Genomic DNA, 23,741 nt, shown 5'->3' on the forward strand with positions numbered 1-23,741 from the left:
CATGTTAGACGTACATTTTGGTGCCGGTAATATTGGTCGGGGTTTCATTGGTGAAACCTTAGCGGACAATGGATTTAAGATTACTTTCGTGGATGTTAACGAAACGTTGATTGATGAATTAAACGAGCGACATGGTTATACGATTGAATTGGCGGCAGAAGGCCAAGAACATATCGAAGTTCATGACGTTAAAGGGATTAATAACGGTAAAGATCCACAAGCCGTTGCCGCTGAAATCGCGCAAGCTGACTTGGTCACAACTGCGATTGGGCCTAAGATTCTGAAGTTCATCGCACCGTTGATTGCGGATGGGATTAAGTTACGTCAAGCTAATGCTGATACCACACCTTTAGATGTGATTGCTTGTGAAAATATGATTGGTGGGAGCCAATCTTTGAAGCAATCCGTTTATGAAGCTTTGGATGATAGCGAAAAAGCATGGGCAGACCAATATATTGGCTTCCCTAATGCCGCTGTTGACCGGATTGTACCGTTACAAAAACATGATGATCCGTTATTCGTTTCAGTCGAACCATTCAAAGAATGGGTCATTGACAAGTCACAAATGAAGAACCCAAAGATTCAATTAAAAGGGGTCGATTATGCAGATGACTTGGAACCTTATATCGAACGGAAGCTCTTCTCTGTTAATACCGGACATGCGACCGTGGCTTACACGGGTAATATGAAAGGGTACAAGACGATTGGTGAAGCGGTTAAAGATGACAGTGTTGTTGCTCAAGCGCAACGTGTCTTAAGCGAAACTGGAGACTTACTCATTCAAAAGTGGGGGTTTGATCCAGAAGTTCACCATGCTTACCAAGCGAAGATTTTGAGCCGGTTTGAAAATCCTTATATCTCCGATGATATCGAACGGGTTGGCCGGACCCCAATTCGGAAGTTGGGCTTTGACGAACGATTCATTCGTCCAATTCGTGAATTGAAGGAACGTGGCCGGGATTACAGTGCCTTAGTCGACACTGCCGGTATGATGTTCTTCTTTGATTATCCGAATGATGCCGAAAGCGTCAAGTTACAACAATTATTGAAGGATGAACCAATTGAAGCAGTCATTAAGACAGCGACTGGTTTGAAAGATGCCGCTTTGATTGATGAAATCAAGGCTGCGTATGAAAAACATTTAGCTGAAAAATAAATCAAGTTAACTTAAAGGACTGATTGCCAACCGCCAGGGCAACCAGTCCTTTTTTGACTCAAATGTCAGTCGGGTTATTTACTTGGGCTAATTATCGGCAGATGGACTTAATCAAAAAAATCAGGTTAGCAAGCGCAATTGGCATACAAAAAATGTAAGCGATGGCATAATTGACTTAATAAAACTGATTATGTCAGTTAAGCCAGAAAGGGTTGGAAAGCGATGATTAGTAATGAAACGTTCCTAAGTATGCATGAAATTGCTGAAATGTTAGATGGAAAGTGGGTGTTGCCACCGGCTGATGACCAAGCGTTAGTCGAGCATTATGCAATCTATCCAGGTGAGTTAATACATAAAGACCATGCCAATTTATGGTTCGCAATGGATGTCCCAACTTGGCAGCGGGGGACAAGTAATACTGGGGTATATGCCACCACTTTTGCTGACTCACACGCTAAAGTTAGCCAATATCAACAGTACTTGCAGATGGCAGTTGTCCAACATCCGGTGGCTGATACGACCGTGCCTCAGCTACAAGTCACAGACCCTTATGTAGCGATGGTCACACTCTTTAAATGGGTCAATCAACATAATCCTAGTCGTAATGTGGGCATTACGGGGACTGTTGGGAAAAGTACGATGAAGGAATTAGTTGCAACGTTGTTATCATGTACGACCACGGCGAATAAAACGCCACTGAATCATAATTCACGGACGTCATCGCGGATTACAGTTCTGAATAATGCTAAAGCCGACTACAATATCTTAGAAATTGCGTTGGCTTCATTATGGTATGGCCGCCAAAAAGTGGGCATTGTGGAAGATGTCAAGTTGGATTTAGCGATTTTGACGCAGGTTGGTGTCGGCCAACGCGGTTATGATGAACATAAAATGGCCGATTTTAAAACGCGAATTGCCTATGGGTTGAAGCCGGGTCAACCTTTTTTAGTTAATGGGGATATTGCCAATATTGATGAAGTAGTAACGAATGCGCAACGGTATACGAAAAATATCGTGACATATGGAACCACCGCGGCCTGTGATTTTGTTGGACAAGTCAATGCTGCAGGGCAACTGACTGTGACTTACCAAGATAAAGCGGTGGCGACGTTAACGGTGGCTGGTTTTGACCAAGGTCTCATTAGTAATATTATTGGTGCTTTGGCAGCTCATCAATTGTTAATAGGGGATTTGGCGCCGGCTGATTTAACAACTTTTGCCACCAGTTGTCAGGCTTTGGCTGTTAAAGCTTTGCAACAGACAACGGTGCAGAATCATCAGGTGACCATTATTGATGATACGCATAATGCCGAGTTACTCTCGATGACGAACTTTATGCAGTATGCCCAAAGCTATCCTGTTTCAGCGCAGACGCAAAAGATTTTTATTGTCGGGCGGATTATTAACTTAGAATCGCAAGCGCGCCAAGTTTATCAGCAACTAGTGACGGAATTTAATCAAAGCCAGTTTGATACGGTCTATACGTTTGGTCCGGAGATTGATCAAGTTGCAGCTGAATTTAAGCCAGCACTTTATGGCGGACATTTTGAAACAATTGAGTTGCTGATTCAAGCGATTACGAAGCGTTTATCCACGGATACGGTTATTTTTATCAAGGGATCGAGTCGTAATTCGAAAATCAATCGTATTAGTCGGCAGTTTGTGAAGCAGGCGCCACATTACGTTGACGGTGTTGATCAAGTCGCAATTACTGAAATTGAACCAAGTTCAACGGCGTATACCACTAACGGTGTTGGGAGATTGTTAGTGATTCTAAGTTGTTTAGAACGCTTAACTTATCGCAAGTTAAAGCTCACAGATTTGGTTAAGATCACGCAAGATTTAAATCACGATCGTAGTGTCAATAAAGTTGGGTTAACGGTGGGCGCCACTCACACGGTACTAGAATTGTTGAGTTTAGCGATTGTTGCGCCAGCACCGGATGTCATTATTAACTTGGCCGAATCAATTTTTGGCGGTAATCGAGCGGCAATTCAAGGCATACAACAGCGGGCCAAGCAATTGGGATTATCGGCCCAAGCGGTGGTTAACATTACTGGTCGACCAACTCGGCATCCGCAACGGACTTATTTAAGTGATGTAGAAAAGATTGGGGCTGCCCTAGTTAAATTGCCGAATGAGTTTTTAAGCTTGTTAAGTTTACAGCGGGCACAGCTGGCTAATAGTCGTCAGAGTTATCAGAAGCGGTCGCAGTTATTAAAAACTGGGAAAAACTATGGTTCAGTTTTCTTTGGGCCCCAAGAAAGTAATGGCTTGATCTTTTTCAATACGCCAACGGGTAAGCGGGCTATTGCATTTATTAATGCGCCGCATATTAGTTATATTGATACTAAGTTGGAACAACTGATTGATGGTGGCTTGCCAGCAACGGCCGTTAAAACGCCGGTGGATAAAGTCACGTTAACGCAACCAATTATAAATTTATTGAGTGATACTTACTTTGGCGAGATGTATACGCGAGACCGGCAACGGCGCCAGATTGATGATGGGTTACAAAAATATGGCTATGGGCACTCTTTTGAAAAAATCGGGTCGTTCTTTTCAGCAACTGCGTATAATATTTTTAATTTTGAGGCGGTCTTTGCCAGTGGGCCGAGTGCCCTTACGGGGATTAAACCATTCGTGTTAGATGCTAAGGCTAAGCCAACGATTGCTGAATTAAAACGGCGCCACTTTAACCTAGCAATGATGGGGAATAATCATGCGAAAGATGCGGGCGCAGAAGCTTTGATGACTAGTATTACGGCCTTTCATCAAGCTGGAATTGCCACGGTCGGTGCGGGAATCGATCAGACTGATAGCCGTCGCTTCGTTGAGTTTGACTATCATGGGCAAAAGATTGCCTTGTTTAATGGCTATTGGTATCGTAACCCGGCCTATAATTTATTTGATTTTTATGCCAAAACAAACGTGGCCGGTGTTAATTGTTTGGATACCTTAGTATGGGAGGCAGTGCGGGATTATAAACAACAAAATCCGACGGCCAAGGTAATTGTTAGTGCCCATTGGGGTAATGATTTCCAAGAAAAAATTATGCCAGTCCAGCAAGCAACAGCCGAAAAACTCGTGAGCGCTGGGGCAGATTTGATTATTGGGCATGGCCCCCATATCTTACAGCCAATTAAGTATGTGGGTAAGGCGCCGGTAATTTATAGTATCGGTAACGGTGTGTTCAATAATAACGGTGAATTTGTTAAACGTGGTTGTTTAGCCTATGGTGCGACAGTTCGGCTTGATTTGGACAAGCAACGTCTCTATCTATGCCCATTTTATGCCAATAATCGTGAAACTTTCTGGCAACCAGCCTTTGTGAATGATGAAGATTTTAAAGAGGCGGCGGGGGTGTTTGGTACTGAATACGCAACGACTAAGTTAGATGGCGATCTAAATGCGGTTGTGATTCCGCTTTAGATTTGAAACTTCAATTAAGAAAGTTAGTCCCCAAACGTGCTATGATAATGAATAAATGAATTTGAAGTGAGGGACTAAGATGATTGAACCAATCAATGGTGATCAGTTTGCGACTGTTGCTGCTGGTACTGACTTAACGGTTGTTGATTTTTGGGCAGATTGGTGTGGGCCATGTAAGATGCAGACGCCAGCACTAGAAGCATTGGATGAAGAATACGATGGCAAAATCAAGTTTGCATCATTAGATGTTGACCAAAATAAAGCGCTGGCAGAAGAGTTGCAGATCATGAGTATTCCAGCTTTGGTTGTTTTCAAAAACGGCCAACCAGCCGAAAAAGTCGTGGGTTTTCATCCTCAAGGGGCTTTAAAAAAATATTTAGATCAAAAGCTCGCAGAAGTAACAGCGGGATAGTGAGTTTATATAGAAAACGCTAGCCGCTAATCGGATGTGATTAGTGGCTAGCGTTTTTAGGTATACTGACAAAAGGCAGATTATTCTGATAGTAACCAGTCAACGATATTAATAATCGGTATGCCATCAATTTCTTGAAGGTCGGGATAGTGTCGCTGTGTGATTAGAATTTTTTGATAGTTGTCTCGAATATGCAATAAGTTATCAGTTTCGTGGGAATTCTTAGGGATTTCGTAAGTGACTTGGATATAGATGATTTGGTCAACTTTACGGGCGACAAAATCTACTTCTGTTGTATCCAACTTACCGACATCGACAGTGTAGCCACGTCGGATTAGTTCAAGATAAACAATACTTTCTAATTGGCCTGAATAGTTACCGGGCCGGCGTCCAACGGCATTTCTTCTTAATCCAGGGTCCACAATAAAATACTTACCGGCCGATCTCAGATAAGAACGGCCTCGAATATCATATTGTCGACTTTGATAAAATAAAAAGGCATCTTCTAGTAACTGTAGGTAACGTTCAATCGTATGATTGGTGATTTTAATGCCTTCATTGGTTAAAGTGCCCGCCACTTTTGCTGGTCGTACAAGTTGACCAATGTTATCTGCCAAAAAGCCAACCAAGCCTCGTAATGATTCGGGATCACGAACGTTGGCTCGCATTGAAACATCATTTAAAATAATCGTATCAAAAATGCCAGATAAGATGGTGTCTTTAATAACGGGATTGGCTAAAACTACGGATGGAAAGCCGCCATACTGTTCATATTCTAAAAAGGCTTGATCAATATTAGGTGTGTTAGGATTAATATCTTTAGCGGCTAAAAATTCTCGAAATGAAAAGGGATAAATTGGTATTTCAACATAGCGACCGCTTAATAAGGTCGCTAATTCGCCGGATAACATTTTTGCGTTGGAACCAGTGATAATGATGTCGCAGTCGTAACTGACGCGCAACCCATTAATCACACTTTGCCAACCGGTAACCATTTGAATTTCATCAAACATCAGGTAGAGATGTCGTTCTTTAGTTAGTTTTGGTTTTAACAAGGTCATTAATTGAGATTGGTTGCGGATATTTAAGAGCTCGAACTCTTCAAAGTTATAATATAAAATTGATTGCTCAGAGATGCCCTGTGTTTTTAGATAATCACGATAGAGCATCAGCAGAACTGATTTACCAGATCGACGTACGCCGGTAATAACTTTGATGGCATCAATATCTTTTAATTGAATTAACTTATTTAGGTAAGCATCACGCTGAATCATGTTGGCCTCTTTTCAACAAAATATTAAATTATAAAATGGAAGTATACTTCCATTTTAGCGTAAAAACTATTTTTTTGGAAGTGTACTTCCATTTTTTGTGAATGACAGTGTTTTTGGAAACACGTTGCCATTTTTAGTTAGGCCAGTCAGAAACGCCGCTCAACAAGGGAAATTGTTGAACGGCGTTTTTAGTTCGGATAGTAACCTATAGATGAGTGTAAATGGCTTCAATCAGATCATCGCTGTTTACAATTAATTGACGATCTAACGAAATCAAATAAGTGGGATGCATGGGATTGACCATGTTATGAAAGGCATCCTTAATGATGCAACCAGTCATAACCAGCGTCTCGGTTTGAACTTGAATGATGATGTTAAAGGTCTGATGATTACTGGTCACAACGACATTAGCATCAAGTAAGTGTGTTAAGTTAAGTCCTAACGTGGCGGTTGAATTGGTCAGCCCCATGGCCCCTGTGTTAGTGATTAACTTTAAACATTGATCAACGCGTTCTAGGGCTGTATACATTGAAACTTTTGGGACTGCCCGTGTTTTACGTAAAAAAGGTCCGACAACTAAATTCATAAGAATTCCCCCAAATCCTTAATTGATAATTTAATCATAAGGCCTTTTAAGCGAAGGTTCTATAATTTCGACATGTAAGGGTCGTTAGTTGGGTATCTTTATAAGATACCTTAGTAAGGCTTACAAACAACGGCTTTGTCAGCTGTCGGCATAGGTGTCGAAACGTGTCCCAAAAGTCAGATTAGCCGCTTAATGCTAAATCGGCAGTCATCCTCAAAAACAGAATGACTGTCGATTTCATGAAAACTGGCTAACTAAGTGCGCTTATTTTTTAGTCAATTTTTCGATTTTTTTACGTGATTTAACAGCTAATTCTGGAAACCAAATGGCAATTTCATGATGGGCATTTTCACGACTGTCGGAGGTGTGAATGATGTTGCGCAGAATACCATCAGGATATTCATGTGCAAAGTCGCCGCGAATGGTGCCAGGTTGGGCATCGTTTGGCCGGGTCTTACCTGCAAGATTATGCACTGACTTGACGACACCAGTGCCGCTAACGATGATGGCGACTAGGGGTCCTTCTGTCATGTAAGTTTCAATCTCGGCAAAGTAAGGTTTCTCAACTTTTTCACAATAATGTTGCCGTAATTGTTCAGGTGTCGCAGTGATGACTTTCAGTGCGGTGATTTGATAGCTTTTACGTTCAAAACGAGAAATAATATCACCAATGTGACCTTCAAGGACACCATCTGGTTTTACCAGTACTAAAGTTTTTTCAGAATTTGCCATAATCAAGGACCTCCTAAAGTTTTAGAAAACGCTTTCAATGTTGATTAACTTAAATTGTAGATGAACCAAGGGCGGACGTCAACTAAGGACGGGCTAAATCATGAAATAAGTTATAATTAAGCTGAATTAATCGGCTTAATCGTACTCCTAAAATGATTTTACCGGTATAATGAAAACAGCTCAAAAACAAAGGATTGATGTGCATGCCACCACTTGATTTAACGCATATTCGCCAGCACCATACGGTTGCCGAATTGATTGCGCTTGGAAAGGCCCGCCGATTGGTTACGACTTTTGACCAATTAGGGACGTTTATCCCCGTAAAACGGGATGCGGCCGCTTATCTGAAGCGGGTCCGTAAAATGTTAGTGCCAGAATTATTACCATTGCGGCGGGAACGAATGTCGGCCTCTAGTTTTGCCTTCTTTCGGGGATCTGTCGAATTGATGGATTATGATTTAGATTACCAGAAATCAACTGAAATTTCGGCCGTGGTTTGCGGTGACGCCCATATTGGTAATTTTGGATTTTATGCGTCACCAGAACGACGCTTGGTTTTTGATCTGAATGATTTTGATGAAGCCAGTGTCCATCCTTGGGAATGGGATTTGCGGCGGTTATTGGTCAGTATTATTCTGGCGGCCAAGGATTCTGAGTTTAAACCTAAAAAAATTGAAAAATTAGTTCGCGAAGCCAGTGCCAGCTATCGTGATGGGATTAAACGGATGTTTAACCAAACGACACTGGAACGTTTTTATCGGGATAATGAAGCACAATCTGTCTTGAACTTTGGTGGTGAACCGGAAGATACGGTGGACTTTATTGCGGAGTTAGCTAAAAAGGCTGCTCGTCGAAATTCAGAACAGGTTGTCCGAAAGTTTACGATTACGAACAGTCGTGGTGAGCGCCAATTCAAAGACAACGCCCCCCGTTCAGTTCACATTGATAAAAAAACGTATCGTGGATTGAAGCAGGGTATCTTAGATTATTTACAGACGGTGCGCACGGATGTGGCGTTACTCTTGTCACAGTATGAAGTCACGGATATCATTCGGCATAGTGTTGGGGTGGGGAGCTTTGGTTCCTTGTGCTACCTCGTATTATTAACGAGTACCGATGGCAGTCACATGGTCTTACAGATCAAAGAAGCCTTGCCAACTCGGAAAATTGGTAGTCAAACGACCGGACCTAAGTTAACGGCGGCTTTGGAATTGACAGAAGGGCAACGGATTGTGAGTGCGCAACGAATCTTGCAATCAACTTCGGACGTCTTCTTAGGGTATTTCCAGATGGCGGATAAGAGTTTTTACGTCCGTCAATTCCGCGATATGAAAGAGTCAATTGATATTCCAGCGTTGTCATGGGGCCAATTTAGCGCCTATGCAAATACGTGTGCGATGATTTTAGCCCAAGCACATGCGCAAAGCCCCACTGCCGCAATGATTCGCGGGTACGTCGGGAGCTCAGATAAATTTGATGAAGCGATGGGCAACTGGGCTGAAGCGTATGTTGACCAAGTTGAAAGTGATTATCAAACCTATTTACAGTTAGATTAACTGAATTAAAGTCAGATAAGACCAGATATGTCGAACTTCAACACAAAAATTAGACAAGGCTATATATTTCTATGTTGCTAAGGTATGTTCTCGATATTTGATCGAGAACATACCTTTTGTTATGCCTTTAGGCCTAGTTGAGCGCGCTAAAGCGTGTGAAACAAAAAACCACCCGCTATGCGGGCGGATGGCAAAATGGTTAAACCAAAACGCCCCATCAGATTTAGAATGTAGGTGTCAGAGCCAAACATTCAAAATCGAAAGGGGACGTCAGAAATGGCGAATAAGCTAAATAGTCTTGCGCATACCAAATGGCTGTGCAAGTACCATATTGTATTCACTCCAAAGTATAGGAGAAAAATAATTTATAATCAATATCGACGTGATTTGCAAGGAGATATTCGATTACTATGCCAATACAAAGGCGTAAAAATTTTGGAAGGCCATATGATGCCGGACCATGTGCATTTATTGGTAAGTATTCCACCGAAGCTGAGTGTATCAAGTTTCATGGGGTATTTGAAAGGTAAATCAGCATTGATGATGTTTGACCAGCATGCGAATTTAAAATATAAATTTGGAAATCGACATTTCTGGTCAGTAGGTTATTATGTCAGCACAGTTGGATTGAATGAAGCAACCATCAAGAAGTATATCCGTGATCAGGAGAAACATGATCAGGCGGAGGATCGCGTGAGCGTTCGGGAATATGAGGACCCTTTTAAGGGTCAAGGTAAGTAATACTAACACCGCTTAAAGCGGTGGCAAAATTGACAAGAGCAGTTTGGCTTTGATACACAAAAGCCAGCGCCTTGAGATGCTGGCAAGTACATAGGGCTTATAGCCCTGGAGCAAACTACCCGTTTTACGGGTAGTTATGATTGATAGTCACGGTGAAGTGCATCGTGGTAACTACTACTCGACATCTGTACTGCTTTTAAAACCACAACTAATTTAACATTGAATTTACGCCTTAGCTCAGTGATTAGCTGGGCTTTTTCTTGGTTTGAGATTTTTTCTGTGCCAAGGCTTCGAGTTTTTCCAAGTATGCTACCCGTATTCGTAAAAGCTCGTTTTCTTCTTGAAGTTGCTTCAAAGTTTTGGGTTGTTTAGATTTATCTGTCATTTTTAAAGACCGTCCTTTAGATGGCTTAAGACGTCCCTCAATCAGTTTGCGTTCCCAGTCCCAAACCATCATCGGTTGCTTTAATCTGAAATGGGTTGCCGTTACTGGATATGAGGCATGGTGTTCTTGTCGCCATTTGATAACTTTAATTTTAAAGGAATAGTCATAAAATGTCTTCCTACGACAATGCTCTAATCCTTGAATTCCAAAAATTTTAAATTGAGTGAGCCACTGATAAATCGTTGCACTTCCTTTAATGTCATACTTTTTCATAAGTAACAGGGACGAAGTTCCCTGGAGATATTCCCTTAATACTTGTTGCTTTATTTTAGCTGAAAACATAGTAACCCCCTTGAGTTTGGATTTACTCCAACTCAGGGGGTTCACTTTAGCAACTTTAGTCGTCTGGACAGCTTTTTATTTATTTCATTTATTGATGTCTTTTAACACCTAAAGAGCTTGAAAAAGCACTCATCTCTTGTGGCATATTCCTACAAACAAAACCATTCATAAAGCTTCACACTAAAATATTCTGCATTACTATCTAGATAGGTAAAGTACAATATTTATTATTAAGTCAACATAAGTTGCCGTTTTATTAAATTTGCTCTAAAATATTTGTATGAAACCTAATAAAAACAAAAAACAGATTGTAGTTAATTCAGCAAATCTGAACACGGTCCATAATTTGGAAAATGCTTTTTCACTTTATCCAGAAAACAGACGACGACCAGTGAACAAAACACTATATAAGGATACATTTTTTAAATTAGTCTACAATGTTAATGACGACTCATTAACCATAATATCCTTAGGAAATATTGTTTATTCAACAATTCCGTACGACACCACTCGTAATTACATGCAACAATCTGCAATTCAATATCTGCTCAATCCAGAAAAAGTCCATCAACATATTCGTCAGGAAAAGAGTAATCTACTGAATTATTTTGCCTTTGCATTAAACAAAATAAATAGTCAAGTCTACGGGAAAAATTCAGTTGCGGTTAATCAATCCTATCAACAAATTTTTAATGATCCATTATTTGAAATACAAATCAATGGTCGACTTCTACAACATGAAGAAACTGGTGCCATTTCAGCAAATATTCCTGCTAAATTTCTAATTAAAATCAATCGGTCAAGCGGTATATCTGAATATTTAAAAGCTTACATGCAATTTGTTATACAATTAATACATATTCTGCCAATTGCAACAAACGGCCGAGCAGTTATTGCCATGCTACCCGCCATGGAAAATCAAACTCGAGTAATTAATCCAGACGGATATCTGAGTACTCATTCAAATTTTCATACTGCAGAAAAATTATTAGCAATGAACGAAAATAATAGTAATCTAGATATTAAATTATCAAATAAACCAATCTTAAAATCGGAGGTTGGAAAAACACTGATTCAGAATAGAAAAAATTACACTAAACAAAGCATTAGTCCTAATTTATTAGCACCCTACTTTGAAAATACCACTACAGCGGAAAATGACAATCTCTTAAACGTCGTTTCAGATATCCATTCAACTAACAGTAAACTGCCAATTATTAACCAACACTTTAATATCTTAGCTGGTGATATTTCAGACTCACAGGTCACTGATAAGCACATCAGAGGTGTCTATGTACTCGGAAACCATGATACAACAGATGCACTTACGCAGACTACGCTCTTAGCAAGACAGATAGGCACAAGAGGTGCTTCTTTTTTAAGAGAACCATGGTTTAAAAAATTTGTCGATGCTTCGACACGTCGGTGGTGGATGCTACCAATTGGTGACAATGATTTTTATAAAAGTGTCAGTTCTGAACTACAGTTACGATTTCCAAAAATGACGATTTTGAACAATAATAGTACCATACATGACGGTGTTCGTTACATTGGTATAACTATACCGATTGAATTTAATAAACGGATAAATGAAGAACAGCATTTTTTACTCCAAAAATTAAATGAACTATTAGATTATAATTACACGATACCAACAATCATCATCTCACACGCACCATTATTCAATGAATTAAGTCTGCTCACATCAAAAAATGTAGATTATCATGAAAATTATGTTTGTCTGGAACCCAAGATAAAAGAATTATTTACCAATTATAATATCCTCGGTGTCATTCATGGTCACCATCACATTCCAGCATCTTCAGGCACATTTAAGATGGTCAAATTTGCCAACAAAGACTTATTCGTCATATGCTCTATTTATGCTCAGAGTAACACCGGCTTCGATTTAACTAGTCTTATAAATTATAAACGGCCAACACTTGATACGACCATTAAAAGATAAGATGAATTCATAAATCTTTGAACTCTAAAAAACTGAATGTTTAAGTGTTCATCCGCCTTTGCGAAGATATCGAGTCACTCAAAGAAGCCTAAGAGCGTTATATTAATTGGTACAGTAATTATTGAATTCCCCTTAAAATCATAACTACCCATAAAACGAATAATTTACTCCAGGGTTATAAGCTCTATGTACTTGCCAGCATCTCGAGATGCTGGCTTTTATGTATCAAAGCCAAACCACTCTTGTCACTTTTGCCACTGCTTTACGCGGTGCTTGCTGGTATTACTTACCTGGACCCTTAATAGAGACTCCATATTTCCTAATGATCACGTATATACCTCTTGGTGGTTGATCCATTTAATCCAACTGTGCTGACATAATAACCAACTGACCAGAAATGTCGATTTTTAAATTTCATGTTGAACAAACATCATCAATGCCGATTTACCTTCCACAAGTTTTATGCCTTTGTATTGGTACAACAAGTAAATATCATCTTGCAACTCACGTTGATATTGATTATAAATTATTTTTCTCCTATATTTTGGAGTGAATACGCTATGGTACTTACAAAGCCATTTGGTATGCGCAAGACTATTTAGTTTATTCGCCATTTCTGACGTTTCCTTTCGATTTTGAATGTTTGGCTCTGACACTTACATTCTAAATCTGATGGGGGCGTTTTGGTTTAACCATTTTGCCATCCGCCCGCATAGCGGGTGGTTTTTTGTTTCACACGCTTTAGCGCGCTCAACTAGGCCTAAAGGCATAACAAAATTGGCCGGTATATCCCCGGTAAAATACCGGGAACATACCAGCCAATTAGCAGCTTAGAAATTCACTCTAATTTATGGGGTTCACTTCAAATGTTATTTTTAACGGGCCATACGAAGCCTCCAAACGTAATAAACTGATTGTTTGGGGCTGTTATCTATGTTCTAGCATTGGTACGGTACTATATTTCTTCACCGGGTATCAACTGATTCATGGGATAATCAATCAAGAGTTCCTAGCTATCGCATTTTTATCGTATATTCCAGGGATTATCATAATGCCTAAACAAATCTATAATTATTGGTCGCAACAGCCTGATCCTAATCAAAAAATCATTATACCAACGGTTGCGGACTACCAATTTGCTAACAAGCTTAGACTAAAAGAAGCCATTGCGTTTGCATTCTTCGCATTAGCAATCTTGTTGCTTAGAACGTAAATTTTAAATTAGTTTTCTTGTTTCAATAAGCATTATTATGTGGCGTTTTCAAACAAATAAAAAATAAAGTGATCCTCAATTAGGACAAATATTGTCCAAGCCTTGAGGGTCACTTTATTTTTGTTTTATCGAGGTTTGAAATTCGATTGTATCAAACAGAATTATTTTAATAAATAGGCCGCATCCGCTGCATGATCGAATGAGGATAAAATCTTAGGCCCATCATCGGTAATAACGAGGGTATGTTCATACTGGCAACTTAAACTGCCATCCATCGTCCGGACGGTCCAGCCATCATCAGCTGTTTCGCCAGAACGCCAGTCGCCGATGTTCACCATTGGTTCAATGGTAATCGTCATCCCAGCCTTGAGCCGTGTCCCGTGACCAGCTTCACCATAATGAGGGACGTCTGGTTTTTCATGCATCGTTGGTCCGATACCATGGCCGATGTATTCGCGGACCACGCCGTAACCCATTTGGTTTTCAGCGTAATCTTGAATTGCCCAGCCGATATCACCGATACGGTTGCCAACAACGGCTTGGTCAATCCCACGGTAAAGTGCTTCATAGGTGACGGCCATTAGTTTTTTGACTTCTGGTGAGGCTGTACCGGCAACGAAAGCGTGGCAAGAGTCACTCAAGTAACCATGGTAGTTAATGACGGTGTCGATTTTTAATAAATCGCCGTCTTTAACTAAGATGTCTTTACTAGGGCAACCGTGACAAATCATGTCATTAACGCTGACACAAGTTGAGTATTTGTAGCCTTCAAAGTTAAGTTCACCCGGGGTGGCGTCGTGGGCGGTAATGTAATCATAAGCAAAATGATCCACATCCCAAGTTGTAATGCCAGGCTTAATGTAATCTTCTAAGGCATGAAACAAGCCGACCATGATGTCGCCAGCTGCTTGCATGCCCTTAATCTCGCGATCTGATTTAAGAGTTATCATGTTTCCTCCAAAAAAATTAAATGAATTTATGAGTAAAATTGGTTCCTTTGTTAGTATACTGCAATCAGCCATATCCGACAAAATGCATTGTTTGTGGTGTGTCAGGCTAAGGCTGCGCAATAAAAAAGTTATAAAAAATTTGCTCGGCTCCGGATATTGAATTGGCGGGCAAGTAAGCGGATTGGTTGTTTACAATTGAGTCGCCATTTCAAAATAAAGGCTGGTTATCCCAAAAGTTAATGATACAATATATAGTGTTGTTTCAAACAAGGCCACTACATACTGTAGTGGCTACCGAATAGTTGGCCAACTATTAGCATACAGCGGTATATTTAGCGATGGAAAGAGGAACTTTATTTTGAGTAATTATTTTAAATTTTTGTCCCACCAATTAAAAGGTTGGCCACAACAGAATTACTATTTATTCTATTTTAGCTTGGGTTGCCAAGTGATGACCTTGGTAAGTGCGCCTATCACAATCCTATCTATTCTAACATTTATTGGGACGACCTTGGGTGTTTTATGTGTCTTAGCAATCAATGCGGCGAAATCAGTCAACGGTTTGTTGGGCGTTATATCAGCAATTTGCTTCATTGTTGTTGGTTTTTCAGCGAAAAACTATTTAAGTATTGGGGAACAACTTGCTTACGTCGTGACCTTGGATATTCCGGTGTTACTCAGTGCGAGCTGGAATGTCAACATGGTCTCGAAAATTCGAAAGTTTACTGGCCGGACTTGGGTCGTGGCCATTGTGGCAACCTTAGTGGTGTACGGGGTATCCGGTTACTTAATCGGCGCTTTAACGGATGATCCACGGCCGTGGGTTGATGCGATTAGTTTCGCCATTTGCCTAACAGCGGGTGTGATTTGCTACTTACGTTACAATAATCAATATTTCTGGTGGATTGCATCAGGGCTAGCGCAAATGGTCCTTTGGTTCATCTCGTTCCGACAAGGTTCCGCAACCTTAGCGATGTTCATTAATAGTTCCGTTTACTTAATGAATGACGTTTTAGCGTTTACTGTTTCGCCTTGGTACAACAAGCATGAACGGGCTCGCTTGATTGCCGAAGAAAAGGCCGCCAGTGAATCAACAGATGATGCGGCAACGGACTTTAGTTTAAATCATTAATCAGAATAGGTAACACGATTAAAAAACGATTGCGATGATTGACGTCGCAATCGTTTTTTTTGATAACTTGTCTAGCTAGTATAGACAAGCTAAAACATAATGAAACTCATTATTAAAAGCAAAAAGCGTTGCTATTTGACAACTTGTCTAAACAAGTTTATAGTCAGCCTTGAAAGCGATTGCTTAATCAATTGGAGGGCCAAGTAGATGCGAAATAAATCAGCACTAGTTTATGATGACTTAATGCAAAAAATTGATCGCGAGGTTTACAAACTAGGCACTTATCTGCCGAGTGAATATCAAATCTGTGAACTTTACGGTATCTCACGAGAAACTGGGCGCAAGGCCTTGGCAATGTTAGCTGAGGATGGTTATATCCAGAAAATTCGTGGGAAGGGGTCGATGGTAATTGAACATCGACAGTATGAATTTCCAGTTTCTGGGATTGTCAGCTATAAGGAGTTAGCGCAACAGCTACATGTGAATACTGAAAATGACGTGTACTACTTTGAACCACATGTGAGCTTACCAGTTCAAAAGTTTACATCGTTAGGGGTCGAGATGGCTGCCGAACCAGTGACTGCGATTAAGCGGATTCGCGTCATTGATAGCGAACCAGATATTATCGACAAGGATTATATTTTACAAGCGGTGGTACCGGATTTACCAAAAAGTGCGGCTGAAGATTCATTGTATGCCTACTTTGAGGATGAATTGGGGTTAGAGATTGCCTATGCCACCAAAGAGATTACGATGGAGCCGGCGAACGCTGAAGATTGTGAACGCCTCAACTTAGCAGCTGGGGCGTATATGGCAGTGGTCCGGAGTGTCACTAGTCTAGCGGATGCGACGCCATTCCAATATACCGAATCACGACATCGTGCAGATAAGTTTCGGTTTCGGGACTTTGCCCGCCGGACTAAGAAGTCAAATTAGAGAGGAGCCGGCGTTATGAAATTATCACAACAAGTCATTTATCAGCTTTATCCAAAATCATTTTATGATAGTGATGGTGATGGGATTGGTGATCTACAAGGCATTATTGCCAAGATTCCTTATTTAGCAAAGCTGAATATTGATATGATTTGGTTCAATCCATTCTTTGTATCACCGCAAAATGATAACGGTTATGATATTGCGGATTATTACCAAATTGACCCAACTTTTGGGACGATGGCTGATTTTGACGAATTGGTCGCGAAGCTCAAGGCAGTCGGGATTGAAGTCATGCTCGATATGGTCTTCAATCATACATCGACGGCGCATCCCTGGTTTCAAAAGGCATTAGCCGGCGATCCTAACTATCAAAAATTTTATTATTTGCGACCAGCCAAAGCCAATGGCCAATTACCAACGAATTGGGAATCGAAGTTTGGTGGGCCGGCCTGGGCACCGTTTGGGACGACTGGTTTATATTATTTACACCTATACGACCCCACCCAAGCGGATTTGGATTGGCATAACCCTGCCGTGCGTGCGGCTTGTAGCGCAGTCGTTAACTTTTGGCGTCAAAAGGGCGTTAAAGGCTTTCGCTTTGATGTTTTCAATGTGACCGGCAAAGCCACCACCTTAGTGGATGCTCCCGCTGGTGTTGCCAGCAAGACGCTTTATACGGATCAACCGGTGGTGCATGATTATTTGCGAGCACTGAATCAAGCCAGCTATGGTCAAGATGCGGCTAGCATTACTGTCGGTGAGATGTCATCGACCACGATTGAAAATAGTATTGGGTACACGGCACCGGCTAATCAGGAACTATCGATGGTGTTTAATTTCCATCATTTAAAGACCGATTATGTCGATGGTCGCAAATGGTCAAAGATGCCCTTTAACTTTCCCCGCCTGAAACGACTTTTAGACGACTGGGCCAAGGGAATGGCTGTCGGTGGTGGTTGGCAAGCACTATTTTGGAATAACCACGATCAACCGCGGGCCATTAATCGCTTTGGCGATGCTGGCAAGTACCGTACTAAGTCGGCCGAGATGTTAGCCACCGTTATTCATTTGATGCGGGGCACGCCGTTCATATATATGGGTGAAGAAATCGGGATGACCGATCCGGATTATCAGTCGATGACTGACTATGTGGATGTTGAAGCCGAGAATGCTTATCACACCTTGATTCAACAGGGGTATCGCCCTGAAGATGCTTTCACCATTGTCAAAGCCAAAGCGCGGGATAATTCACGGACACCGATGCAATGGGATGCGAGTGCCACCGCTGGCTTTACGACCGGCACGCCCTGGCTTCAGCCAACTAATCAGGCTGAGATTAATGTTGATGAGGAATTAGCCCATGGCGAAATTTTTAATTATTATCAACAGTTGATTCACTTGCGGAAAACGATGCCAATTGTTGCGGATGGGGATTATCAGCCGTGGCGTTTAGATGATGATCAAGTCTTTGGTTATTGGCGTCAACTAGGGACGCAACGGTTACTAGTCTTAAATAACTTTTACGGCACGGCAACGACCGTGACCCTCCCGACTGCAATGGTCACGGCCAAAGTCTTACTCTCTAACTATACGCAAGTTCAGGTGCAACCTAACTTAGTTTTGAAACCTTACCAGTCAGTTGTCTTAATGCAAGCATAAAAAGGAGGCCATTTTTATGGTGAAGAAAATGCAAACGGTTACAATTGCAACCCCCGTTACTGGGACTGTGATACCGTTAAAATCAGTGAAAGATCCGGTCTTTTCAGCCGGCATGTTGGGACTTGGATTTGGCGTTCAGCCTAGTGCTGGGCAAATCGTCGCGCCAGTCAGTGGTAAAGTGACAATGGTCGCTGAAACCAAGCACGCGATTGGCTTCAGTACACCGGCTGATAACTTGGAAGTGTTGGTACATTTAGGGATTGATACGGTGGACTTAAAAGGTGCGCCGTTTACCTTAACGGTCAAGGTTGGCGACGAGGTGAAAGCCGGCGACGTGATTGCGACCATGGATTTAGCAGCTATTGAACAAGCCAATAAGCAGACGACCGTGATTCTAGCGGTGACTAATTCTAGTGATAAGTTGGCCTCGTTAGATATTGCGACCGGGACCACTACGGCAGGCCAAATGGTTGCGACGGGACGATTGAATGCCAATACATTTAATGCTAAACAGCAAGGACGTTTGCCACAAGCCGGTAAGTATGATGAACTAGCCGCAGCGATTGTCGCTAATGTCGGTGGCGTTGAGAATATTAAAAGCTTGATTCATTGTATTACGCGGCTGCGCTTCTACCTTAAGGATGAACAGCAGGCTAATGATGACGTTATTGCGAATTTAAAGGGCGTCATCGACGTTGCGAAAGCTGGCGGTCAATATCAAGTGATTATTGGGCCAGCCGTGACGGATGTCTATGATGCCGTAATTAAGTTAATCGGACCCGAATTATCCAATGATGCGGAAACGGCTAAAGCGGTCGCCGAAACCAATGCCGCTGCTAATCGGCCAACCACGTTGTGGGGGCAAATCAAGTATGCTTTTAGTAGTCTAATTGGGGTGATTACGGGGTCGATGATTCCGGTGATTGGATTATTGGCTGCTTCCGGGATTTTAAAAGGGGTGCTGGCATTACTGACGACCTTTAATATCGTTGATCCGAAAGCGTCGACGTATATCATTATTAATGCCATGGGTGATTCGGTGTTTTACTTCTTACCGATTTTTGTCGGCTTCACCGCTGCGAAAAAATTAGGCTCTGATCCTGTCATTATGGGGATTATTGGTGGGGTCTTGACCTATCCGACCTTGGTTTCAATTGCGGGCGGGGGCAAGACGTTGGGGACTTTCCTCGGTATGAGTGTGAATGCGAGTTTCTTTGGCTTACCGGTGCATATGGCGTCGTACACGTATTCTATTTTTCCAATGATTGCGGGGGCTTGGCTGGCTAGCAAGCTTGAACCGTGGTTAAAACGGGTGATTCCGGTTGTTTTGCGGATGATTTTTGTGCCATTATTCGAAGTGGTTATTATTTCCGGGGTCATTATCTTATTCCTCGGGCCAATCATTACCGTGATTTCAACGGGCTTAGCCAATGCCATTGTGGCAATCTATAACTTGAGTCCGGCAATTTCTGGCTTGATTATTGGTGGCTTCTATCAAGTCCTCGTGATTTTTGGATTACATTGGGCCTTGATTCCAATCGTCGCCAACGATATTGCGTCGACAGGGCATAGTTATTTAAATGCCATCATTTCTGCAACGATGGTTGCTCAAGGTGGGGCCGTACTGGCGATTGCGATGAAGTCTAAATTAGCTAATATCAAAGAGTTAGCTTGGCCGGCAACCATTTCAGCCTTTTCTGGCGTGACGGAACCGGCGATGTATGGGATTAACTTGAAGTATGGTCGCGCCTTTGTCACCGCTAGTATTGGGGCCGCCGTTGGGGGGTTCTTGACCGGACTATTACACGTTAATATGTGGGGCTTTAGCGGTTCGTTAATTGGCTTTACCTCCTTTGTGAATCCGAAGGGGTTGGACTTTAGCTTCTGGGGTTATTGGATTGCGACGCTTGCCACAATTGTGGTGTCATTTACCTTAACTTGGTTCTTCGGCTTTAAGGATGAAGATGTCGCGACCGTTAAGACGGCGCCTAAGAAACGTCATTTAGGCGCAACGGCCTAATTTCAAACAGCTCAATGCGACGCAAAAACGGCATGAATTCGTTTATTTTCTCGAATTCATGCCGTTTTTTTTAATTTAGCTGACTCACATGGGCTTGCTGATGCATCGCTTCAACGTAAATACGCACAAAGTCGGTGCCATACGTGGTCGCCAAGTGTTGTTCAAGATTCGGCGTCGGTGGCAAGACTTGCAGTAAAGGTCGAATCCATTGATTAGTTGGAAGCAAGCGTAATAAGCGGTGGCTCGTGAATTGGGAGAACAATAAATTGCGCCCAAAGAGCTGTCCCAAACGCGCCTGAAAGCCGGGTTGATTGACGGGAATTAGTTGCAAACGACTGTTGTTCATATCGCCTAATAATAATTTTGTGTGTGGAAAATCGGTGTACAAGTCGAGCTGTTGATTCTTATAGGCTTTAGCAATCACCGGTGATAGTTGAACTAACCAGATGAGTTGGTGTTGTTCTAGGTGCAGCAGTAACCGTAACGTGATGAGATCTGTTGGCGTTAGGGCATAACTATAATGGGTTAAATTAGCGGCGGTCAGGTGGTTATGTAACGTTTGTTGCAACGCTAAAAAATCACCAGCTTGCCAAGTTAGCGCTAATTGATCGTGATTTGTTAACCATAGCGGATGGTCGGCTAGCCGTAACGTTAAAAAACGGGCGGCTTGTGGCGCTGGTTGATCCAACATTAATAACCAGTAGGAACTGGCACTAGACCGCGCAAAGTTCCGCGCGAGGATGTGAACAGTAGCCGGTAGCGCCGTCTGAACAGCTAGCTGGAGTTGACGCCGATGACTGGCGGTATTAATGAATGGTTGTGAAGTTTGAGTTGTTCGCCATTTTGCCAACACGCATCTCTCCTGACTAAATAAACTACCCTGAGTATAAGTCAAAGTACTGCGGACCACACAAATAAAGTTCAAATTTTAAAAGACTGATGACTTTCGGCGGTAATTCGAGGTGACCGCGGTATAATGGAAAGTGAGAGCTGATTATTTGATAACCAGTTTTAGACGGTTAGCAGGTAAGAGTTTGAGGAGGCCCAAAATGGATTTATGGACAATTGAAGCCGATCAACCAACCCGTGAATTGGCAACCCAATTAACGGTTAGTAATGGGTTGATTGGAGTTAAAGATTTAACTGAAATACCACAGTTACAAACCGGACAACCGACTGATACGGCTGTTTATGTAAATGGGTTTTATGAGGATGACCCGATTCAATACGGTGAAGCCCAATTTGGTTTTCCAAAACAAAATCAAACCATGTTACCATTGCCAGCGCCCACCCGTTTTGACCTGTGGTTGGACGATGTGCCAGTGGATTTACAACAAGGGCGACTCGTGGCACAACATTATCAGTTATCCATGCAAACCGGGCAATTTACCCATACGATTACTTGGGAAGAACAGGCGACTGGCCGACAACTAGCCATTACCTTAACGCGCTTTGCGAGCTTGGATACGGTGGGGTTATTAACCCAACAGCTCCAAGTGCAACCGCTTAATTTTGAACACGGTCGGTTGCGGGTGATTTCTGGGCGACATGTGCAGGCCCAGGCTAAAGCGACTGATCAGCTTATCGAACCAGCAGTGACGCAATTAACGCCAGCCTTACGTGGGTTAACCTATACGGCGCCACATAGTGAACAGATGGTGACCTTAGTGACCCACTACGATCAACCGGGACAGTGGGTTGCTGATGGAAATTGGCTGGGTGAATTTGAGTTAACCACGCAACCAATCAGTTTAACTAAAACCGGGTGGTTCCAATTAGGCGCCCTCACGGCTTTATCAGCAACGGCGACCACCCAGTTGACGACGAGCTTTGCAGAACTAGCAGCGGCACAAACGGCGGTGTTAACCAAGTTTTGGGCCATTAGTGATATTCAGATTAGTGGGGATTCGCCGGCGCAATTAGGCCTCCGTTTTTCACAATTTGGGTTATTACAGGCGTCTGGCACGCATCAAGGTAATCAAGGCATTGCTGCAAAGGGCTTAACCGGGAGTGGCGATAATGGGCATTACTTGTGGGACACTGAAATCTATGAAGCTCCTTTCTTTTATTGGAACCACCCACAGTTAGCGCGGCAGTTATTATTAGGCCGTTATCATCAATTGGCGGCAGCGCAGGCGCATGCACAAGCATTAGGCTTGAATGGGGCCTTATTCCCTTGGCAAACGATTAATGGCGAAACCGCATCAGCCCACTTTTCAGCGGCCACCACGGCTATCCATATTAATGCGGATATTGCCTACTTTGTGATTCGCTATTATCAGATTACGCATGATGCCACCTTTATGCGAGACTATGGACAGGAGCTATTAGTTGAAACCAGTCGTTTTTATTTAAGTTATGGCAATTTTGATCAGGAAAAAGGATTTGTTTTGAATACGGTGACCGGACCGGATGAATATACGGCGTTAATTAATAATAATGCCTATACAAATTATCTGGTTCAGTTTGAACTACGTTATTTAACGGACCACTTCACGCAAAAAGATATCGGCCGCTTTAAAGTTTCACAACGTGAATGGGATCATTTTAAAGCCGCAGCAGACCAGATGTACTTTGAAACTCATGGCGATTTGATTGCACAAGATGATAGTTTCTTATCGAAGGAACGCTTGGATTTGACCCGCATCCCTAAGGATCAATTTCCACTTTTGCAACATTACCATCCGTTGATGTTATACCGGTTACAAGTTTTGCAGCAGGCGGATTTACTATTAGCAATGGTGCTGTTACCAGAACAGTTCAGCACGGCACAAGTAAAGACCAACTACGATTATTACGAACCGTTAACAACGCCTGATTCATCACTTTCGCCAGCAATTCATGCGATTGCAGCGGCACGCTTTGGTGACAATACTGACGCGAGTGCCTTCTTTCAACGGACCATCAATACGGACCTAAAAAATGAACAAGGTAATACGGCAGCTGGTCTGCATTTAGCAGCCATGGGGGGGAGCTGGATAGACTTTGCTTGGGGGCTGATGGGTTTGACTGTTGATGATGAAGCGGCCACTTTACGGCCACAGCTACCGGCCAACTGGACCAGTTGTACGTTTAAGTTACGTTATCGCGGGATTAGCTATACGATTGAAGTGACGGCAACGACCTTAGTCGTGACGGGCGCGCAAGGTGATGAAGTGACTATCGATGCGGATCAACGGCTGATTCGTATCTTAGCAGTGTAAGCTTAGAAATGAAGTAAATAATGGTCCAATCAATGACTAAAACCCA

18 protein-coding genes and 1 pseudogene are annotated in these 23,741 nt (G+C 42.3%); 12 read left to right on the forward strand and 7 right to left on the reverse strand.

What is annotated here, in order from left to right:
- The first annotated feature begins 1 nt into the window (after window position 1).
- The 3 genes from C5Z26_RS09010 (at window position 2) to trxA (ending at window position 5,000) form a co-directional block, all read left to right on the forward strand.
- Window positions 2-1,156 carry a mannitol-1-phosphate 5-dehydrogenase gene (locus C5Z26_RS09010; RefSeq protein ID WP_105449630.1) on the forward strand — a complete coding sequence of 385 codons (1,155 nt, stop codon included), beginning with the start codon at window positions 2-4 and terminating at the stop codon, window positions 1,154-1,156.
- Window positions 1,157-1,378: 222 nt separating this feature from the next.
- Window positions 1,379-4,588 carry a CapA family protein gene (locus tag C5Z26_RS09015; RefSeq protein WP_105449631.1) on the forward strand — a complete coding sequence of 1,070 codons (3,210 nt, stop codon included), beginning with the start codon at window positions 1,379-1,381 and terminating at the stop codon, window positions 4,586-4,588.
- Between the two features lie 79 nt (window positions 4,589-4,667).
- Window positions 4,668-5,000 carry a thioredoxin gene (trxA, locus tag C5Z26_RS09020; protein ID WP_105449632.1) on the forward strand — a complete coding sequence of 111 codons (333 nt, stop codon included), beginning with the start codon at window positions 4,668-4,670 and terminating at the stop codon, window positions 4,998-5,000.
- 80 nt (window positions 5,001-5,080) lie between these two features.
- Here trxA and C5Z26_RS09025 read toward each other — a convergent pair whose 3' ends face one another.
- The 3 genes from C5Z26_RS09025 to ndk all read right to left on the reverse strand — a co-directional run bounded on the left by C5Z26_RS09025 (window position 5,081) and on the right by ndk (window position 7,592).
- The gene (locus tag C5Z26_RS09025; RefSeq protein WP_105449633.1) at window positions 5,081-6,274 is read right to left on the reverse strand and encodes an ATP-binding protein; all 1,194 of its coding nucleotides are present in this window, start codon (window positions 6,272-6,274) and stop codon (window positions 5,081-5,083) included.
- 205 nt (window positions 6,275-6,479) lie between these two features.
- Window positions 6,480-6,860 (reverse strand): hypothetical protein, encoded by a 381-nt coding sequence (locus C5Z26_RS09030; protein ID WP_105449634.1) that lies wholly within the window; start codon window positions 6,858-6,860, stop codon window positions 6,480-6,482.
- Between the two features lie 264 nt (window positions 6,861-7,124).
- Entirely contained in the window at window positions 7,125-7,592 is a 468-nt protein-coding gene (gene ndk, locus C5Z26_RS09035) for a nucleoside-diphosphate kinase (RefSeq protein ID WP_105449635.1), read from the reverse strand.
- 203 nt (window positions 7,593-7,795) lie between these two features.
- Here ndk and C5Z26_RS09040 point away from each other — a divergent pair, with 203 nt between their 5' ends.
- Both C5Z26_RS09040 and tnpA read left to right on the forward strand, forming a co-directional pair.
- A complete protein-coding gene (locus C5Z26_RS09040) occupies window positions 7,796-9,148 on the forward strand; it encodes a DUF2252 domain-containing protein (RefSeq protein ID WP_105449636.1) in 1,353 nt (450 codons plus the stop codon).
- A gap of 276 nt (window positions 9,149-9,424) precedes the next feature.
- Window positions 9,425-9,889, forward strand: coding sequence for an IS200/IS605 family transposase (gene tnpA / locus C5Z26_RS09045; RefSeq protein WP_105449637.1), 465 nt, complete (start codon window positions 9,425-9,427; stop codon window positions 9,887-9,889).
- A 244-nt stretch (window positions 9,890-10,133) separates the two neighbouring features.
- Here the strand turns inward: tnpA and C5Z26_RS09050 are convergent, their stop codons facing one another.
- On the reverse strand, window positions 10,134-10,616 hold the full coding sequence (locus tag C5Z26_RS09050) for a helix-turn-helix domain-containing protein (protein WP_105449638.1): 483 nt from the start codon (window positions 10,614-10,616) through the stop codon (window positions 10,134-10,136).
- Between the two features lie 520 nt (window positions 10,617-11,136).
- On the opposite strand from C5Z26_RS09050, the gene C5Z26_RS09055 reads away from it, so the two are divergent.
- A complete protein-coding gene (locus C5Z26_RS09055) occupies window positions 11,137-12,582 on the forward strand; it encodes a metallophosphoesterase family protein (RefSeq protein ID WP_158682828.1) in 1,446 nt (481 codons plus the stop codon).
- Between the two features lie 325 nt (window positions 12,583-12,907).
- Here the strand turns inward: C5Z26_RS09055 and C5Z26_RS09060 are convergent.
- Window positions 12,908-13,196, reverse strand: a pseudogene (locus C5Z26_RS09060) (transposase); the annotation flags it as partial.
- A gap of 437 nt (window positions 13,197-13,633) precedes the next feature.
- Between C5Z26_RS09060 and C5Z26_RS12500 the strand changes: the two are divergent.
- Window positions 13,634-13,795, forward strand: coding sequence for a hypothetical protein (locus C5Z26_RS12500; RefSeq protein ID WP_158682829.1), 162 nt, complete (start codon window positions 13,634-13,636; stop codon window positions 13,793-13,795).
- A gap of 161 nt (window positions 13,796-13,956) precedes the next feature.
- On the opposite strand, the gene map is transcribed toward C5Z26_RS12500, so the two are convergent.
- Complete coding sequence (map, locus tag C5Z26_RS09070) at window positions 13,957-14,745, reverse strand: type I methionyl aminopeptidase (RefSeq protein WP_105449641.1); 789 nt, start codon at window positions 14,743-14,745, stop codon at window positions 13,957-13,959.
- 355 nt (window positions 14,746-15,100) lie between these two features.
- Between map and pnuC the strand changes: the two genes are divergently transcribed.
- The 4 genes from pnuC to C5Z26_RS09090 all read left to right on the forward strand — a co-directional run bounded on the left by pnuC (window position 15,101) and on the right by C5Z26_RS09090 (window position 20,492).
- Window positions 15,101-15,877, forward strand: coding sequence for a nicotinamide riboside transporter PnuC (gene pnuC / locus C5Z26_RS09075; protein WP_199774990.1), 777 nt, complete (start codon window positions 15,101-15,103; stop codon window positions 15,875-15,877).
- 207 nt (window positions 15,878-16,084) lie between these two features.
- Window positions 16,085-16,813: a trehalose operon repressor gene (gene treR / locus C5Z26_RS09080; protein WP_105449643.1), complete on the forward strand. Its 729-nt coding sequence runs from the start codon at window positions 16,085-16,087 to the stop codon at window positions 16,811-16,813.
- A gap of 15 nt (window positions 16,814-16,828) precedes the next feature.
- Window positions 16,829-18,472 (forward strand): alpha,alpha-phosphotrehalase, encoded by a 1,644-nt coding sequence (gene treC / locus C5Z26_RS09085; protein WP_105449644.1) that lies wholly within the window; start codon window positions 16,829-16,831, stop codon window positions 18,470-18,472.
- A gap of 16 nt (window positions 18,473-18,488) precedes the next feature.
- Window positions 18,489-20,492 carry a PTS sugar transporter subunit IIABC gene (locus C5Z26_RS09090; RefSeq protein WP_370447970.1) on the forward strand — a complete coding sequence of 668 codons (2,004 nt, stop codon included), beginning with the start codon at window positions 18,489-18,491 and terminating at the stop codon, window positions 20,490-20,492.
- 70 nt (window positions 20,493-20,562) lie between these two features.
- Here the strand turns inward: C5Z26_RS09090 and C5Z26_RS09095 are convergent, their stop codons facing one another.
- Window positions 20,563-21,345 (reverse strand): hypothetical protein, encoded by a 783-nt coding sequence (locus C5Z26_RS09095; protein WP_370447971.1) that lies wholly within the window; start codon window positions 21,343-21,345, stop codon window positions 20,563-20,565.
- A gap of 196 nt (window positions 21,346-21,541) precedes the next feature.
- Between C5Z26_RS09095 and C5Z26_RS09100 the strand changes: the two genes are divergently transcribed.
- Window positions 21,542-23,695 carry a glycosyl hydrolase family 65 domain-containing protein gene (locus C5Z26_RS09100; RefSeq protein WP_105449646.1) on the forward strand — a complete coding sequence of 718 codons (2,154 nt, stop codon included), beginning with the start codon at window positions 21,542-21,544 and terminating at the stop codon, window positions 23,693-23,695.
- Window positions 23,696-23,741 lie beyond the last annotated feature (46 nt).

The sequence above is a fragment of the Lactobacillus sp. CBA3606 genome (assembly GCF_002970935.1).
In the GTDB taxonomy this organism is placed as follows: Bacteria; Bacillota; Bacilli; order Lactobacillales; family Lactobacillaceae; genus Lactiplantibacillus.